Annotated in this window: 14 protein-coding genes; 4 read left to right on the top strand and 10 right to left on the bottom strand. The window is 70.6% G+C overall.

Features of this window, described 5'->3' with window-relative positions; genetic code table 11:
* Positions 1–59: 59 nt before the first annotated feature.
* On the bottom strand, positions 60–497 hold the full coding sequence (locus tag ACFY8O_RS10305) for an ATP-binding protein (protein ID WP_387900509.1): 438 nt from the start codon (positions 495–497) through the stop codon (positions 60–62).
* Between the two features lie 164 nt (positions 498–661).
* Here ACFY8O_RS10305 and ACFY8O_RS10300 point away from each other — a divergent pair, with 164 nt between their 5' ends.
* Together ACFY8O_RS10300 and ACFY8O_RS10295 are read left to right on the top strand one after the other, a co-directional pair.
* Entirely contained in the window at positions 662–1540 is an 879-nt protein-coding gene (locus ACFY8O_RS10300) for a helix-turn-helix domain-containing protein (RefSeq protein ID WP_387900508.1), read from the top strand.
* Complete coding sequence (locus tag ACFY8O_RS10295) at positions 1537–1746, top strand: DUF397 domain-containing protein (protein ID WP_387900507.1); 210 nt, start codon at positions 1537–1539, stop codon at positions 1744–1746. The genes ACFY8O_RS10300 and ACFY8O_RS10295 overlap by 4 nt, the downstream gene beginning before the upstream one ends.
* Before the next feature lie 24 nt (positions 1747–1770).
* Here ACFY8O_RS10295 and ACFY8O_RS10290 read toward each other — a convergent pair whose 3' ends face one another.
* The 8 genes from ACFY8O_RS10290 to ACFY8O_RS10255 form a co-directional block, all read right to left on the bottom strand.
* Positions 1771–2109 carry a hypothetical protein gene (locus ACFY8O_RS10290; protein ID WP_387900506.1) on the bottom strand — a complete coding sequence of 113 codons (339 nt, stop codon included), beginning with the start codon at positions 2107–2109 and terminating at the stop codon, positions 1771–1773.
* A 105-nt stretch (positions 2110–2214) separates the two neighbouring features.
* The gene (locus ACFY8O_RS10285; RefSeq protein ID WP_387900504.1) at positions 2215–3114 is read right to left on the bottom strand and encodes an RNA polymerase sigma-70 factor; all 900 of its coding nucleotides are present in this window, start codon (positions 3112–3114) and stop codon (positions 2215–2217) included.
* Positions 3115–3147: 33 nt separating this feature from the next.
* Positions 3148–4350: an NAD(P)/FAD-dependent oxidoreductase gene (locus ACFY8O_RS10280; protein ID WP_387900503.1), complete on the bottom strand. Its 1203-nt coding sequence runs from the start codon at positions 4348–4350 to the stop codon at positions 3148–3150.
* Positions 4351–4558: 208 nt separating this feature from the next.
* Positions 4559–5617, bottom strand: coding sequence for a LacI family DNA-binding transcriptional regulator (locus tag ACFY8O_RS10275; RefSeq protein WP_145801923.1), 1059 nt, complete (start codon positions 5615–5617; stop codon positions 4559–4561).
* Positions 5602–7278, bottom strand: coding sequence for a glycoside hydrolase family 13 protein (locus ACFY8O_RS10270; RefSeq protein WP_387900501.1), 1677 nt, complete (start codon positions 7276–7278; stop codon positions 5602–5604). The genes ACFY8O_RS10275 and ACFY8O_RS10270 overlap by 16 nt, the downstream gene beginning before the upstream one ends.
* Before the next feature lie 98 nt (positions 7279–7376).
* Positions 7377–8255 carry a sugar ABC transporter permease gene (locus tag ACFY8O_RS10265; protein WP_145801919.1) on the bottom strand — a complete coding sequence of 293 codons (879 nt, stop codon included), beginning with the start codon at positions 8253–8255 and terminating at the stop codon, positions 7377–7379.
* On the bottom strand, positions 8252–9268 hold the full coding sequence (locus ACFY8O_RS10260; protein ID WP_387900499.1) for a carbohydrate ABC transporter permease: 1017 nt from the start codon (positions 9266–9268) through the stop codon (positions 8252–8254). Before ACFY8O_RS10260 ends, ACFY8O_RS10265 begins: the two co-directional genes overlap by 4 nt.
* A gap of 21 nt (positions 9269–9289) precedes the next feature.
* Positions 9290–10561 (bottom strand): extracellular solute-binding protein, encoded by a 1272-nt coding sequence (locus ACFY8O_RS10255; RefSeq protein ID WP_145801915.1) that lies wholly within the window; start codon positions 10559–10561, stop codon positions 9290–9292.
* A 360-nt stretch (positions 10562–10921) separates the two neighbouring features.
* Between ACFY8O_RS10255 and ACFY8O_RS10250 the strand changes: the two genes are divergently transcribed.
* Both ACFY8O_RS10250 and ACFY8O_RS10245 read left to right on the top strand, forming a co-directional pair.
* Positions 10922–11965: a LacI family DNA-binding transcriptional regulator gene (locus ACFY8O_RS10250; protein WP_145801913.1), complete on the top strand. Its 1044-nt coding sequence runs from the start codon at positions 10922–10924 to the stop codon at positions 11963–11965.
* 76 nt (positions 11966–12041) lie between these two features.
* Positions 12042–13025: a phosphatase PAP2 family protein gene (locus ACFY8O_RS10245; protein ID WP_387900497.1), complete on the top strand. Its 984-nt coding sequence runs from the start codon at positions 12042–12044 to the stop codon at positions 13023–13025.
* A gap of 149 nt (positions 13026–13174) precedes the next feature.
* Here ACFY8O_RS10245 and ACFY8O_RS10240 read toward each other — a convergent pair whose 3' ends face one another.
* Entirely contained in the window at positions 13175–16171 is a 2997-nt protein-coding gene (locus ACFY8O_RS10240; protein WP_387900495.1) for a bifunctional [glutamine synthetase] adenylyltransferase/[glutamine synthetase]-adenylyl-L-tyrosine phosphorylase, read from the bottom strand.
* Positions 16172–16280 lie beyond the last annotated feature (109 nt).

Here is a 16280-nt window from a genome sequence, read left to right as displayed (position 1 = left end):
CGTGGAGGGCCGGGTCGCGGTCCGCCGGGTCGTGGACACCCGCGACCCGGCGGCGGGGGTCACGGGGCAGGATCGACTTCGGCCCAGACGGTCTTGCGCGGGGCGGGCCCGAGGTCGACGCCCCAACGGTCCGCGAGCGCCTCGACGATCAGCAGACCTCGCCCCGACTCCGCGTCACCGGCTGTCACGGCGAGGGCGCCGGGCCCGGGAGGAAGACGATCCGCCCGGGTGTCGGTCACCTCGATCCGGAGAAGCCCCTCCTGGTGGATCGTGAGGCTCAGCCGGAAGTCCCGGCCCGGTACACGGCCGTGCAGAGCGGCGTTCGCGGCCAGTTCGGCCACAAGGTTCACGGCCGGCTCCGTGGGCAGCCCCCAGTGCCCCAGATGCGCCGCGGCGAGCAGCCGCGCGAGCCTCGCGCCCCTTCGCGTGGGAGAGAGCAGCACGGCGAACTGCCGTACCGGAGCGGAATTTTCGGTTCGGGTGATTTCTTCGGTCACATCACGCAGCGTGGCCTTTTTTGCTTACCGTGATGAGAGACAAGCCGGTTACGTACGGTGATTGTCCAGTCCTTGTCCAGCGCTGTCCCGACTGTCCGGGGTGACCCGTGGGGGACGACAGAGGTTGGTGCAGGAACGGCAGGCGCGTCAGAAGTGGGGCACGGATGAGCGTGGACGAGGCGGGTACGGCGCACGGGAACGACGGAGCCGACGAGCCCGGCTGGGAGGTCGATCCCGACGACGAGTCGGGGGCGGCGGTGGTCGCCTCCGTGGGCCGCCAGCTCAAGGCCTGGCGGGAGGCCGCGGGCATGCGGGCCGGTGAGTTCGGGGCCGCGATCGGGTACGGCGAGGATCTGGTCTACAAGGTGGAGGGCGGACGGCGTATCCCCCGGCCGGAGTTCCTGGACAAGGCGGACAAGGCGCTGGGGGCGGGCGGGAAGCTCGCCATGTTCAAGAAGGAGATGGCGGAGGTCCGCTACCCGAAGAAGGTGCGGGACCTGGCGCGTATGGAGGCCCGTGCGGTGGAGATCAGCGTGTTCTCCTGCCACGGGGTGCACGGGCTTCTACAGACCGAGGAGCACGCACGGGTGTTGCTGGAGGCCCGCCAACCCGCGTACTCGCAGGACGAGGTGGAGCGAGGGGTGTCAGCGCGCATCGGACGTCGTTCCGTCTTCGAGCGGGAGCCTGCCCCCACCCTCAGCTTCGTCCAGGAGGAGGCTTCACTCAGGCGCCCGATCGGGGGCAGGGCTGCCTTGCGGAACCAGCTTCAACGCCTGCTCGACGTGGGGCGGTTGCGAAACGTCTCGCTTCAGGTGATGCCCTTGAGCTGTGAGACACATCCCGGCATCGGAAGTGACATCGAAGTCCTCAAGTTCGGTGACGGCAGCGCCGTCGGTCGCTCCGGCGGCGCATTCAACGGGCGCCCGGTTTCCGACCCGAAGCAGCTCAGGATCCTTGAGCTGCGCTATGGGATGATCCGAGCCCAGGCGCTCACGCCACGGGAGTCGCTCGCCTTCATCGAGCAAGTGCTGGGAGAGACATGACCGACAAGCCCTCCGTCGAGGACACCCGCGAACCGGTCTGGTTCAAGAGCAGCTACAGCGACAGCAGCAGCGGCAACGACTGCGTCGAGGTGGCGACCACCCCCGGCGCCGTGCACGTCCGGGACTCCAAGAGCGTGCCCGGCCCCCAGGTCGGCTTCGCCCCCACCGCCTGGGTGACCTTCCTCGCGTACGCCTCCCGGCGCTGACCGCTCCGTGGCGGTCCGCCGGGGCTATTTCCAGACGACGGCCACGACTGCTGCGGCGGCCGTGAACGACGCCACGGCGAAGAAGGCCCACGGCCGCTTGTTGCGCATGCCGACCAGCGCGGTGACCGCCACCAGGACGTCCAGGGCCAGTTTCACCCCCATCTTCGCGTCGTCCACCGGCAGGTCCTGGGATATCCGGGTCCAGATGAGCCCCGCACCGGTGACCAGCTGGACGACCGCGCTGCTCACCATGTAGCTGCCGGTCACCGGGTCCTTCCCTCTCAGCTGGTAGAAGACGCCGCCCAGGAGCGCGGCGAACCCGAAGAGGTGGAAGACGAGAAACACATAGCGAAGGATCTCCATGCCAAGAATCTCTCTCTGGAGTCGGACGAGCTGATGACGGTCCGGGCCGGCACGAGGTCCACTGCCGCGCCCGACTTCCCACGCCGCAGATCGACTACGGGTGATTCACCGCAGGGTGAGCGGTGTCTCGGACGCGATGCGGGACAGCTTCTCCGGGTTGCGGACGACGTAGAGACCGGTGATGCGGCCGTCTTCCACGTGGACCGCGACGATGCTGTCCAGCTCACCGTCCAGGTGGAGCGCGAGCGCCGGACTGCCGTTGACCACGGTGGGGCGGAAGGTGATCGGGATCGTGTTCTTGTTGAGGCCGCCGGCCAGGAGGCGGGCCACCTTGTCGGCGCCGACGATCGGCCGTAGCGCGGCGTGCTTCACGCCGCCGCCGTCGCCCATGTAGACGACATCAGGCGCGAGGACGTCGAGCAGTTCCTGAAGGCCCCCGCCCTCAAGTGCCCGTACGAACGACTGCACGGCCGCCTGCGTCTGACGCTGAGTCACCACTGTGCGTGGGCGACGGGCGTCCACGTGCCGGCGGGCACGGTGCGCGATCTGGCGGACCGCTGCCGGGGTCTTGTCGACCGCCGCCGCGATCTCGTCGTAGCCGACGTCGAAGACCTCGCGCAGCACGAAGACGGCCCGCTCGGTCGGTGACAGCGTCTCCAGGACCAGCATCACCGCCATCGACACGCTCTCGGCGAGTTCGACGTCCTGGGCCACGTCCGGTGTGGTCAGCAGCGGCTCCGGCAGCCACGGGCCCACGTACGACTCCTTGCGCCGGGACATCGTGCGCAGCCGGTTGAGCGCCTGCCGGGTCGTGATCCGGACCAGGTACGCGCGCTGGTCGCGCACCTGGTCGAGGTCGACCTCGACCCACCGCAGCCAGGTCTCCTGGAGGACGTCCTCGGCGTCGACCGCCGAGCCGAGCATCTCGTACGCGACGGTGAAGAGCAGATTGCGCTGGGCGACGAAGGTCTCGGTGGCCCGGTCAACGACGGGATCAGCACTCATGTGTGGATCATCTCCCCTTCGGCCGGCCCGGACCTAGGAAATCCGTTCGATGGCCGGTGCCTCGGCGCGTACGGCCTCCAGCGCCTCGCGGCGACCGGCGCCCCCCTTCATGCGGTGCAGGCTGTACCCGCCGGGCTTCTGCGCCTCATCGGCCAGGTGCTTCACGATGCCCTTGCACACGGTCTCCTTCATCTTCGCGCCGAGGCGACCGGCGACGTGGAACCACACAGCGACGTCGGACCTGTTGCCGAACTGGAAGACGCCGCTCCCCCGGCCCAGGCTGAGGCACTGCGCTCCGAACGACTGGTTGAGGGGCTCGGGCCGTTCCCCCGCCAGCCGGCTGAGCACGGTGTCGGCGGCGCGCGCGCCCAGCGGCATCGCCATCTGGCAGCTCATCCGCAGCGGCAGGCCCGACGGCGCCGCCGAGTCCCCGGCCGCGACGACGCGGTCGTCGTCCACGCTCGTCAGCGTCTCGTCCGTGAGCAGGCGGCCCAGGGCATCGGTGCTCAGCCCGCTGCGGCGGGCCAGGTCCGGCACACCGAAGCCCGCGGTCCAGATGGTCACCGCGCTGGGCAGCTCCCGGCCGTCGGCGAGCCGGACCGCGTCCCGCGTCACCGCCGTCACCTTCGCCTCGGCGCCTTCCAGGACCGTCACCCTGAGCGCCGCCAGCCGCCCGGCCACCGACCGGCGGCCCCGCCGGTGCAGGTACGGGCCGAGCACACCCCCGCAGACCAGGGTCACGCGGCGTCCCTGCTCCGCCAGTTCGGCCGCGGTCTCGATGCCGGTCGGACCTGCTCCGACGACCGTCACCGGCGCCGACGCGGACGCGGCGGCGAGGACCGGCAGCAGCCGCTGCGCCTCCTCCAGGCCGGCGATCGGGTAGGCGAACTCGGCCGCCCCGGGCACCTGCGGGTCGGCGCTGCCGCTGCCCACCGCGTAGACCAGGTAGTCGTAGCGGACCGCGCCACCGCTCGCCAGCTCCACAGCACGCCCCCCGGCGTCGATCCGCGTCACGGTGTCGGTCACCAGCCGCACCCCCTCCGCCAGGACCTCCTGGTAGCCGACGACAGCGGTGTGGGTCCCGGCCACCATCTGGTGCAGGCGGACACGGTGGACGAAGGCGGGGCGGGGGTTGATCAGCGTCACGGTGACGTCGTCGCGCTGCGTCAGGCGATCGGCCGCCATGACGCCGGCGTACCCGCCGCCCACCACGACCACCTCGGTGTTCTCCCTCATGATGATGTCTCCCTCGTTGCGAGCGGTTCGAGCGGTTCGAGCTCAAGACACCACCGGCCACGCCCCTGTGACAGCGTGTGATCCAGATCACCGTGCACGCGCGGGAGGACGACGTCCCGGCGGGCGGCGGGCGTGCCACGGCACACGGAACGGGGCCGGGTCCCCCCTCCGGACCCGGCCCCGCACATCCCCCTGTCGTCGCGCCCGTTCAGGCGCCGCGCACCGCCGCGGTGGAACCGCGCACCACCAGTTCCGGCTGGAACACGTACTCCGTGCGCTGCACGGGACTGCCGCCGATCTCCTCCAGCAGGGCGCCCACCGCCGCAGCCGCCATCGCCTGCACCGGCTGGCGCACGGTGGTCAGCGGCGGGTCGGTGAAGGCGATGAGCTGCGAGTCGTCGAAGCCGACGACGGAGACGTCGCGCGGGACGTCGAGGCCCCTGCCCCGGGCCGCCCGGACGACGCCGAGCGCCATCAGGTCGCTGCCGCAGACGATGCCGGTGCACCCGCGGTCCAGCAGCGCCCCGGCCGCGACCTGGCCGCCCTCGACACCGAACAGCGTGGAGCACACCAGGAGTTCGGCCTCGCTCCGGTCCATGCCCAGCACGGCCACGGCCGCGTCGACGAAGCCGTCGCGCTTGCGCCGGGAGGGCACGTAGCGCTGCGGTCCGATGGCCAGGCCGATCCGCCGGTGCCCCAGCTCCGCGAGGTGGGTGACGGCCATCCGGACGGCCGCCTGGTCGTCGGGCGAGACGAACGGGGCGCTGATGCGTTCGTTGTAGCCGTTGATCAGGACGAACGGCACACCCCGGTCGGTGAGCGCGGCGTAGCGTGCCGGGTCCGCCGAGGTGTCGGCGTGCAGCCCGGACAGGAAGACGATGCCGCCGACGCCACGCTCGACGAGCTGTTCGACCAGTTCGTCCTCGGTCGCGCCCCCGGGCAGCTGGGTGCAGAGCACGGGCGTGTAGCCGTGCCCGGCGAGCACCTGCTCCACGGACTGCGCGAACGCCGGGAAGATCGGATTGGTGAGTTCGGGTGTCACCAGGCCGATCAGCCCGGCGCTGCGCTGCCGCAGCCGCACGGGACGTTCGTAACCGAGGATGTCGAGCGCCGCGAGCACCCGCTGACGCGTGGTGTCCGCGACGCCCGGCTTGCCGTTGAGCACCCGGCTGACGGTGGCCTCGCTGACCGCGGCCTGACCGGCGATGTCGGAGAGCCGCAGCGCCGGTCCGGTCCTGGGTGCCGGGACGGTCACACCGTCCACCACACCGTGGTGTCGGCGGGCAGCTCGAAGGTGTCGGCGTCGACGGTCACCGGGGCGCTGGCGAGCAGCAGGGTGCCGGGGACCGCGAGGCGTACCGGTGCGCCCGTCGTGTTGACGGTGCAGACGAAGCCGGGGCGGCCGTGGGCGAGCACGCCCTCGGGGGCGTCCAGCCACCGCAGGTCCGTGCCGGCGCCGAGGCCCGGGTGCTCGCGCCGGGCGGCGATCGCGGCGCGGTACAGCTCCAGCGTGGAGCCCTCGACGCCGGTCTGGGCCTCGACGGAGAGCGCGCCCCAGCTGTCGGGCTGCGGCAGCCAGCTGCTGCCGCCGCCGAAGCCGTACGAGCTGCCCTCGCGGGTCCACGGGATCGGCACCCGGCAGCCGTCGCGGAAGCCGTCCTGGCCCTCGGCGCGGAAGAACGACGGGTCCTGGCGGGCCTCGTCGGGCAGGTCGGTGACGTCCGGGAGGCCGAGCTCCTCGCCCTGGTAGACGTAGGCGGAGCCGGGCAGCGCCAGCATCAGCAGGGTCGCCGCGCGTGCCCGGCGCAGCCCCAGCTCGCGGTCGCCGGGGGTACGGATCTGGGTGCCCAGGCCCGGCGGGTTGGCGAAGCGGGTGGTGTGGCGGGTGACGTCGTGGTTGGAGAGCACCCAGGTGGTGGGGGCGCCCACCGGACGCATCGCGTCGAGCGAGGAGTCGATGACGGCGCGCAGCTCGGCGGCGTCCCAGGCGGTCGACAGGTACTGGAAGTTGAAGGCCTGGTGCATCTCGTCGGGACGCACGTAGTTGGCGGTGCGCTCGACGGTGGGGGTCCACGCCTCGGCGACGAGGATGCGGTCACCCGGGTACTCGTCGAGGATGGTGCGCCAGCTGCGGTAGATCTCGTGCACGCCGTCCTGGTCGAAGAACGGCATGACATCGTTGCCCAGCAGCTTGAGCTGGTCGTGGGAACCGAGGTCCGGCAGGCCCTCGGCCTTGACCAGGCCGTGGGCGACGTCCACGCGGAAGCCGTCGACGCCCACGTCGAGCCAGAAGCGCAGGATGGAGCGGAACTCGTCGGCGACGGCCGGGTGTTCCCAGTTGAAGTCGGGCTGCTCGGGCGCGAAGAGGTGCAGGTACCACTCGCCGGGGGTGCCGTCCGGGTCGGTGGTCCGGGTCCACGCCGGGCCGCCGAAGATGGACTCCCAGTCGTTGGGCGGGAGTTCGCCGTCGGTGCCCTTGCCGGGGCGGAAGTGGTAGCGCTCGCGCAGCGCGGAGCCGGGGCCCTCGGCGAGGGCGCGCTTGAACCACTCGTGCTGGTCGGAGGAGTGGTTCGGCACCAGGTCGACGATGATCCGCAGGCCCAGCCCGTGGGCCTCGCGGATCAGCGCGTCGGCGTCCAGGAGCGTGCCGAACATCGGGTCGATGGCCCGGTAGTCGGCGACGTCGTACCCGGCGTCGGCCTGCGGCGACGCGTAGAAGGGGCTGAGCCAGACGGCGTCGACACCGAGGTCCCTGAGGTAGGGCAGCCGCGCGGTGACGCCCGGGAGGTCGCCCATGCCGTCGCCGTTGCCGTCGGCGAAGCTCCGTGGATAGACCTGGTAGATCACCGCGTCCTGCCACCAGCCGGTGCGGTGGCCCGGGGCGTCGTCGGACGTGCCGGTGGAGGGGGCAGCGAGGTGCTGGGTCATGTCGTCCCTGGGGTGTCTGGGTGGGGAGCGGCGCCGGGACCGGGTCGGGGATCCGGCGCCGCCGTGACGTGGCGTGCGGTCGTACGGGACTGGGTGCGTCAGCCCTTGACGGCTCCGGCGGACATGCCGGTGACCAGGTGCTTCTGCGCGAAGAGGAAGACCAGTGCGGCCGGGATGGCGATGAGCACGGACGCCGCGGTCATCGGGCCCCACTGGGCTCCGTACTGGTTGACGAACTTCTGCAGTCCGCCGGCGAGCGTGAGGTTCTCGTCGCCGACCATGAAGGCGGAGGCGTACGCCACCTCGCCCCAGGCGGTGATGAAGGAGTAGAAGGCGGTGACGGCGAGACCGGGCTTGGCGAGCGGCAGGATGAGCCGCCAGAAGGTCCCGAACGGAGTGAGTCCGTCGACCTGTCCCGACTCGTCGATCTCGTGCGGGATCGTGTCGAAGAAGCCCTTCATCATCCAGGCGCAGAACGGCACCGAGATGGTGAGGTAGGTGATGACGAGGCCGGCCGGCTGGTTGAGCAGGCCGATGCTCGACATGATGTTGTAGATCGGCACGATGAGGACGGCGACCGGGAACATCTGGGTGATCAGCAGCGTCCACATCAGCCCGCGCTTGCCGGGGAACCGGAAGCGGCTGACGGCGTAGCCGGTGGTGGCGGAGACGAAGACGCCGATGACGGTGGAGAGCCCCGCGATGACCACGGAGTTGCCGAACCAGGTCAGGAACTCGGTGTCCTTGATCAGGTTCGTGTAGTTCTCGAACGTCGTCTCTTTGAAGAAGTCCGTCGTCGTGGCGAACTTGGCGGGCTTCAGCGAAGTCAGCAGGACCCACAGCACCGGGAAGACCGCGATCACCGAGGCGATGATCAGGGTGAGGTGCAGGGCCACGGACGCGACCGGCGAACGGTCGCCGCGCAGCTTGGGCTTGCGGGCGGAGTGCCGGGCGGTGGATGCCGTAACGGTGGTCACCAGTTGTCTCCCTGCGTGCGGAGCACTCGCCGGTAGACCACGGCGAAGAGCATCAGGAGTACGAGGATCAGCACGCCCCACGTGGAGGACTGCGCGAAGTCGCGCGGGCTGATCTCGAAGGAGAATTTGTACGCCTGGGTGACCAGGATCTGGGTGGCCTCGCCGGGTCCGCCGCGGGTCAGCAGGAAGATCACCGGGAACATGTTGAAGGTCCAGATGGTGGAGAGCAGGATCACCGTGGTGGACACCGGGCGCAGTCCGGGGAGCGTGATGTGACGGAAGCGCTGCCATGCGGTGGCGCCGTCCATCTCCGCGGCCTCGTACTGCTCCGAGGGGATCGACTGCAGTCCGCCGAGCAAGGCGACCATCATGAACGGCACGCCGAGCCAGACGTTGACGGCGATCACGGAGAACTTGGCCCAGGTGGGGTCGTTCAGCCACGGTATGCCGTCGAAGCCGCCGCCGGCCAGGATCTTGTTGAGCAGCCCGCGGTCCTCGTTGTAGAGGAAGCGCCAGGCGAAGACCGAGACGAAGCCGGGGATGGCCCAGGGCAGGATCAGGGCCATGCGGTAGGCGGAACGTCCCGCGATACGGCGGTTGAGGATGTTGGCGAGCGCCATGCCCAGGCAGAAGGTGATGCCCACGCAGGAGACCGTCCACACCAGCGTCCAGCCGAGTGTGCCGAGGAACTGGGTACCCGTCAGCGCGTCGACGTAGTTGTCCACACCCACGAACTCGTAGGTGGCGGGCAGTTCGTTGACGCCGATCGACCGTGCGACGTTGCGCTCGTTGGCGTCGGTCAACGACAGCCAGATGCCGCGGACCAGCGGATAACCGATGATCACGCCGATCACGACCACGACCGGGGCGACCATGGTCCAGGCGTACCAGTGGGCCGACATGGCCCGCCGGAACTTGCTCGGTGGAGCGGGGTTACCAGTACCGCGGCTCCGGCCGCGGGCGACGTCGTCGCCCGCGGCCTTCGCCACCGACTGGCTGGTGTGGACAGCCATCAGCCGGCCTGCCTTCCTGAGTTACTTCCAGCCCTTGAGGAGCTTGCGGTAGGAGTCGCCGGTCGCCGAGGCGGCCTTCTCCGGCGTGGTCTGGCCGGTGAGGACCTTGGTGTACTCGGTGACGAGCGGCGCGAAGAGGCTGCCGGTCTCCGGGATCCAGGGGCGCTCGACGGCGGTCTCGACGACCGGCTTGAAGAACTGGACGATCTCGCTGTCCACGGCCTCCTGCTTGGAGTAGGCCGAGGTGCGGGTCGGGAGGAGGTTCAGCTCACCGGCGGTCTGCGCCTGCGACTCGACGGAGGTCATGTACTCGACGAAGGCGTACGAGGCGTCGAGGTTCTTGGAGCCCGCGTAGACGGCGAGGTTGTGGCCACCCTGCGGGGCGCCCTGCGCGGCCGAGCCGGCCGGCACCGGGGAGATGCCCAGGTTGGCCTTGTCGGTGAACTCCTTGCCGGTCAGCGTGTCGGCGACGGCCCACGGGCCGTTGATCATCATCGCGACCTTGCCGTCCTTGAACGACGACTGCATGTTCTCCCAGCCGTCGGTCGCGTCGGTCTTCGCGGCACCGGAGTCGACCAGGTCCTTGACGGTCTCGAAGGCCTTGACGCCCTCGGGCTTGTCGACCGTGATGCTCTTCGAGTCGGCGTCGACCAGGTCGCCACCCTCGCCGTAGAGGAAGGAGAGGAACCAGTACGCGTCGTCGCCGCGCAGGTAGAGACCGGTCTTGCCGGTCTTGTCCTTGATCTTCTTCGAGACGGTCTTCAGGTCGGCGATCGTCTTGGGGACCTCGACGCCGGCCTCGGCGAAGATCTTCTTGTTGTAGAAGATGCCCATCGAGTCGATGACCTGCGGGACGGCGTACGTCTTGTCCTTGTACTTCGTCGACGCGGCGGCCTGCTCCAGGAAGTCGTCCTGGTCCTTCAGCGCGGCGGTGCCGTCCAGCGGGGCGAGGTAGCCGAGGTCCGCGAACTCAGGGGTCCAGGCGACCTCGGAACGGATGACGTCCGGGGCGCCGGCGCCGGCCTGAGCGGCGTTCTTGAACTTGTTCTGCGCCTCACCGAAGGGAACGTTGACGTACTTGACGTCGACCTTCGGGTGCTTCTTCTCGAAACCCTCGGCGATCTTCTTGAAGACCTTGTCCTCACTGCCGACGGTCGAGGTGTCCCACCACGTAACCGTGCCGGAGAGCTCGCCCGAGCTCTTGCTGCCGCCGGTCTCGTCATCGCTGCCGCAAGCGGTAGCCGCGAGCGCCAGGGCCGCGACCAGGGCGGTGGCCGTTATGCCACGTCGCATCTGAACTCCTTCAACTGCCGTACCGCTCCGTCGCGGCGCCGGGTCGACGTGAACGTAACAAGGATGAAAGACGACCGAAAGACTTTGCGGAAGATTTCTGCAAGCACCGCTGATCGTTACATTGGCGTGTCCGCAAGGTTGCCGTCAAGACTCTTGACCAAACGCTCTTCACCCTGCACATGCCTGGCCAGGACGGCCGCAGGGCCCGTCCACCGCCCTGGAAGGGGTGTCCGGAGAGGCCCCGCAAGGACTTGCAAGATGTTGCCGTCAGCGGTGCGAGCGGCGGTGACGGCTGGTACGGAGTGCCCGGATACCGCGCATGGTGGGCAATCCGACACGCGCCCGGTACAGTCCATTGCCATGACCGCACGGCTTGCCGATATCGCAACTCAGGCGGGGGTCAGCGAAGCGACGGTCAGCCGTGTACTGAACGGCAAGCCCGGTGTTGCAGCGGCCACCCGTGAATCCGTCCTCGCGGCGCTCGACGTCCTCGGCTACGAACGCCCCGTGCGGTTGCGCCGGCGCAGCGCCGGCCTCGTCGGCCTGATCACGCCCGAGCTGGAGAACCCGATCTTCCCCGCGCTGGCCCAGGTCATCGGCCAGGCGCTCACCAGGCAGGGCTACACGCCCGTGCTGGCGACCCAGACACCCGGCGGCTCCACCGAGGACGAGCTCACCGAGATGCTCGTCGACCGCGGGGTCTCGGGGATCATCTTCGTCTCCGGGCTGCACGCGGACACCTCGGCCGACATGCAGCGCTACGAACAACTCAGGGCCCAGGGCGTACCCTTCGTCCTGGTCAACGGCTTCTCCCCCAAGGTGCAGGCACCCTTCATCTCCCCCGACGACCGTGCGGCGATGCGGCTGGCGGTGACGCACCTGGTGGCACTGGGGCACCAGCGCATCGGTCTGGCGGTCGGGCCCAAGCGCTTCGTCCCGGTGCTCCGCAAGATCGAGGGCTTCCACGCCACGATGCGGGAGCAGCTGGACCTGGCGCCGGACGCGGTCGAGGAACTGATCCAGCACTCCCTGTACACGCTGGAGGGGGGCCAGGCGGCTGCCTCCGCGCTGATGGAGCGCGGCTGCACGGCGGTGGTGTGCGCGAGCGACATGATGGCGCTCGGCGCGATCAGGGCGGCGCGGCGGCTGTCGATGGAGGTCCCGCGCGACCTCTCGGTGGTCGGCTACGACGACTCGCCCCTCATAGCGTTCACCGATCCGCCGCTGACCACGATCCGCCAGCCGGTGACGGCGATGGGCCAGGCCGCGGTGCGCACGCTGCTGGAGGAGATCGGCGGCACGCCCGCTCCGCACAGCGAGTTCGTCTTCATGCCCGAACTGGTCGTCCGTGGTTCAACCGCATCGGGTCCGGGCCCCTCCTCCGGCCCCCGAGCGCGTCGGTAAAGTACCCGATGTGCGACCGGAACCCGACCGGAGGATCATCGGGCAGAGAGGGACGTATCTGGCAGACTCTGCGCCTATGGGTGAATCGCACGTGACCACACAGGAAGACCGCACGGCGGCCACCCCGTCACTCGTCGCGGATCGGGCGACGGTGTCCGGTTCGACGAGAGTGACCTCCCCGCGCGGGGGTCTCCTGCCGGGACTGCGTTCCCTGCGCTCCCCCCGCCACCCTCGCCTCTGGTTCGAGATCCTGCTCATCGCGGTGAGTTACTGGCTCTACTCGCTGGTGCGGAACGCCGTTCCCGAGCAGAAGGCGGCGGCGCTGCGCAACGCCGACTGGATCTGGTCCCTCGAACACACGGTGGGCCTCGCCTTCGAGGAGACGGTCAACCAGGCCGTCAATTCGGTGACATGGCTGATCGTGTCGATGAACTACTACTACGCGACGCTGCACTTCGTCGTCACCATCGGTGTGCTCGTCTGGCTGTTCCGCCGTCATCCCGGCAGATACGCGGCCACCCGTCTGGTCCTCTTCGCCACCACGGCGGTGGCACTGCTCGGCTACTACCTCTTCCCGCTGGCCCCGCCCCGGCTGATGAACGGCGGCGGCTTCATCGACACGGTGATGCTGCACCAGACCTGGGGTTCGATGGCCTCGGGCAACTTCAAGCACATGTCGAACCAGTACGCGGCGATGCCGTCCATGCACATCGGCTGGTCCCTGTGGTGCGGTCTGACCATATGCGCTCTGGCCACCGCGCCCTGGGCCAGAATCCTGGGCCTGCTGTACCCCGTCGCCACGCTGGTGGTGATCGTGGCCACGGCCAACCACTTCTGGCTGGACGCGGTGGGCGGGATGGTCTGCCTGTCCTTCGGCATCGCGCTCTCGTACGCCTGGTACGGGACGCTGCCGCACCGCCTGGCGAGACGTGTGCCGTCACCCGGGCGGACACGGCTGCGCCTGCGCCTGCGCCTGCGCCGGGCGCCCGCGCCCCGGCCCGCACCGGGGGCCCAGGCCCCGCAGGCTTCACAGGCCCGTCCGGTGGCCGAGGAGAACTGAGAAGGGCGAGCGCGCGGCAGGGGGTGCGGCGCGGGCTACGGGCTCCGGGGAACCAGGGCGGGATGTGCCGCGGCTTCCGAGCGGAAGGGTCAGGCACGTGTAGCGGAAAGGGTCCGGCACGTGCCGACTGCCCCGCGGCTGCCGACCGCTCAGCCGGCAGCCCCGTAGAAGCGCTCCTCCACCACCGCCCGGGCTCGCCGCGTGATCCGGCGGTAGTCGTCCAGCATGTCCCCCACGTGCCCCGGCTCGTAGCCGAGGTACCGCCCCACGGCCGTCAGCTCGCGCGGGTTGGAGGGGAAGGTGTCGCCCGGCCGGCCCCGCACCAGCATCACGGCGTTCCGCACCCGTGAGGCCAGCACCCACGCGTCGTCGAGGGTCTGTGCCTCCTCGGCCGGGATCAGCCCCGCCGCGCACGCCGCGGCCAGGGCCTCTCTCGTACGCGTGGTCCGCAGCCCGGGTTCGACCCAGCCGTGCTGCATCTGCATCAGCTGCACGGTCCACTCGACGTCGCTCAGCCCGCCGCGCCCCAGCTTGGTGTGGAGCGTCGGGTCGGCCCCGCGCGGCATGCGTTCGGACTCCATGCGCGCCTTGAGCCGCCTGATCTCCCTGACCGCGTCGTCGCCGAGCCCTTCCATCGGGTAGCGCAGCGGGTCGATGAGCTCGATGAAGGAGCGCCCCAGCTCCGGATCGCCGGCCACCGGCATGGCCCGCAGCAGGGCCTGGCTCTCCCAGACCAGTGACCAGCGCCGGTAGTAGGCCTCGTACGACTTCAGGGTGCGCACCAGGGGGCCGGTCTTGCCCTCGGGCCGCAGGTCGGCGTCGATGAGCAGCGGCGGGTCCGCCGTCGGCAGCTCCAGGAGCCTGCGCATCTCGGTGATGACCGTGTTCGCGGCCCGGGCGGCCTCCTCGTCGCCGACGCCTTCCCGGGGCTCGTGCACGAACAGGACGTCGGCGTCCGAGCCGTAGCCCAGCTCGTGCCCGCCGAAGCGGCCCATACCGATGACGGCGAAGCGGGTGGGCAGGGTGTCGCCCCACCGGTCGCGCACGGCGGCGCGCAGGGCGCCGGAGAGCGCGGCGGCGTTCAGGTCGCTGACGGCGGACCCGACCCGGTCGACGAGCGCGCCCGGGTCCGTCTCGGCGGGGCTGTCCTCGGTGCCGTACGAGCCGATGATGTCGGCCGCGGTCGTGCGGAACAGCTCGCGCCGCCGCACCCCGCGTGCCACCGCGACCGCCGCCTCGGCGCCCGGGGCCCGGCCGACGGCGGCGAGCACCTCCTGTTCCAGGTGGTCCCGGCCGCGCGGCGTCAGCCCTTCGGGGTCGCCGAGGATGGCGACGGCCTCGGGGGCCCGCATCAGCAGGTCGGGGGCGAGCCGGCCGGCGGACAGGACCCGGGCGAGGTTCTCCGCAGCGGCCCCCTCGTCGCGCAGGAGCCGCAGATACCACGGGGTCTTGCCGAGGGCGTCGGAGACCTGCCGGAAGCCCAGCAGTCCCGCGTCCGGGTCGGCGGAGTCCGCGAACCAGCCGAGCAGCACCGGCAGCAGCGTGCGCTGGATCGCTGCCTTGCGGGAGACCCCGGACGACAGGGCCTCCAGGTGACGGAGCGCGGCGGCGGGGTCGGCGTATCCGAGGGCTTCGAGGCGGACCACGGCGGCCTTGGGGCTGAGCCTGCTCTCGCCCGGGGCGAGCTGGGCGACGGCGTCCAGGAGCGGCCGGTAGAAGAGCTTCTCGTGCAGCCGCCGCACCACGGACGCGTGCCTGCGCCAGGCGCGGTTCAGCTCGGCGACGGGGTCCGTACGCAGCCCGAGGGACCGTCCGAGCCGCCGCAGGTCGGCCTCGTCCTCGGGGACGAGATGCGTGCGGCGCAGGCGGTAGAGCTGGATGCGGTGTTCCATGGCCCGCAGGAAGCGGTAGGCCTCGTCCAGCTGGGCGGCGTCGGCCCGGCCGACGTAGCCGCCGTCGGCGAGCGCCCGCAGGGCCTCCAGGGTGGAGCCGGAGTGCAGGGTGCTGTCGCTGCGGCCGTGGACGAGCTGGAGGAGCTGTACGGCGAATTCGACGTCCCGGAGCCCGCCGGGGCCGAGCTTGAGCTCACGGTCCACGCGGTCGACCGGGATGTTGTCGACGACGCGGCGGCGCATCTTCTGCACGTCGCCGACGAAGTTCTCCCGTTCGGCGGCCTGCCAGACCAGGGGGGACACGGCCGCGACGTACTCCGCGCCCAGCTCGGGGTCCCCGGCGACGGGCCGGGCCTTGAGCAGCGCCTGGAACTCCCAGGTCTTGGCCCAGCGCTGGTAGTAGGCGAGGTGGGAGGAGAGGGTGCGCACCAGCGGCCCGTTGCGGCCCTCGGGGCGGAGGTTGGCGTCGACGGGCCAGATCGTGCCCTCGACGGTGGTGTCGGAGCAGATCCGCATCATGTGGGCGGCGAGGCGGGTGGCGGCCTGCACGGCGCCGCTCTCCTCCGCCCCCGGGACGGGTTCGCCCACGAAGATGACGTCGACGTCGGACACGTAGTTCAGCTCGTGTCCGCCGCACTTGCCCATCGCGATGACGGCGAGACGGCACTGCGCGGCGTCGGCGGGCGCGGCGGCGCGCGCGATGGCGAGCGCGGCCCGCAGGGTGGCCGTGGCGAGGTCGGCGAGCTCGGCGGCGACCTGCGCGACGTCGGTCGTCCCGCACACGTCGCGGGCCGCTATGGAGAGCAGGGACCTGCGGTAGGCGACCCGCAGCGCGTCGGGGTCGACGGCGTCGCCGAGCATGGTCTCGAACTCGGGAACCCCGGGGTGCAGATCGGTGGCCTCGTAGGTGACCAGCACCTGCCAGTCACGGGGGTGCCGCGCCAGGTGGTCCCCGAGCGCCTCGGAGGCCCCGAGGGCCCCCAGCAGCCGGTCCCGCAGCGGTTTGGCGGTGACGAGGGTGTCCAGCAGGACCTGCCGTTCCCCCGGCTCCTCGGCCTCCACGAGCCGAACGAGGCTGTGCAGGGCCAGATCCGGGTCGGCGGTGGCTCCGAGGGCGTCGAACAGGACGGGATCGGCACGTACGGAGGAGAGCTCCGGCAGATCCAGCAGCCGTTCGGCGGCCGACGGATCGGTGAAACCGTGCCGCAGCAGTCGGGTGAACGTACTGCTCCTGCGTCCCGGCACCGTTGTCATCCCGTGTCTCCTGCCCGCCGATCACGTATCCGCCCTTCGAGCCTAGCCCTGCCCAGGTGAATCCGTAGAGGGAGCGGGCGCCGCGCTTCCCGGGCACGATCGGCGGAGG

The organism is Streptomyces argenteolus (assembly GCF_042902585.1).
In the GTDB taxonomy this organism is placed as follows: Bacteria; Actinomycetota; Actinomycetes; order Streptomycetales; family Streptomycetaceae; genus Streptomyces; species Streptomyces argenteolus.
The sequence above is the reverse complement of the archived record's forward strand: the minus strand, read 5'-3'. Positions and strand labels throughout refer to the sequence as shown.

Coding starts and splice junctions, on each gene's coding strand:
- ACFY8O_RS10280 (WP_387900503.1), bottom strand. CDS start 4,350: ATGAGGGAGAACACCGAGGTGGTCGTGGTGGGCGGCGGGTACGCCGGC.
- ACFY8O_RS10290 (WP_387900506.1), bottom strand. CDS start 2,109: ATGGAGATCCTTCGCTATGTGTTTCTCGTCTTCCACCTCTTCGGGTTC.
- ACFY8O_RS10240 (WP_387900495.1), bottom strand. CDS start 16,171: ATGACAACGGTGCCGGGACGCAGGAGCAGTACGTTCACCCGACTGCTG.
- ACFY8O_RS10250 (WP_145801913.1), top strand. CDS start 10,922: ATGACCGCACGGCTTGCCGATATCGCAACTCAGGCGGGGGTCAGCGAA.
- ACFY8O_RS10270 (WP_387900501.1), bottom strand. CDS start 7,278: ATGACCCAGCACCTCGCTGCCCCCTCCACCGGCACGTCCGACGACGCC.
- ACFY8O_RS10285 (WP_387900504.1), bottom strand. CDS start 3,114: ATGAGTGCTGATCCCGTCGTTGACCGGGCCACCGAGACCTTCGTCGCC.
- ACFY8O_RS10295 (WP_387900507.1), top strand. CDS start 1,537: ATGACCGACAAGCCCTCCGTCGAGGACACCCGCGAACCGGTCTGGTTC.
- ACFY8O_RS10245 (WP_387900497.1), top strand. CDS start 12,042: ATGGGTGAATCGCACGTGACCACACAGGAAGACCGCACGGCGGCCACC.
- ACFY8O_RS10255 (WP_145801915.1), bottom strand. CDS start 10,561: ATGCGACGTGGCATAACGGCCACCGCCCTGGTCGCGGCCCTGGCGCTC.
- ACFY8O_RS10260 (WP_387900499.1), bottom strand. CDS start 9,268: ATGGCTGTCCACACCAGCCAGTCGGTGGCGAAGGCCGCGGGCGACGAC.
- ACFY8O_RS10300 (WP_387900508.1), top strand. CDS start 662: ATGAGCGTGGACGAGGCGGGTACGGCGCACGGGAACGACGGAGCCGAC.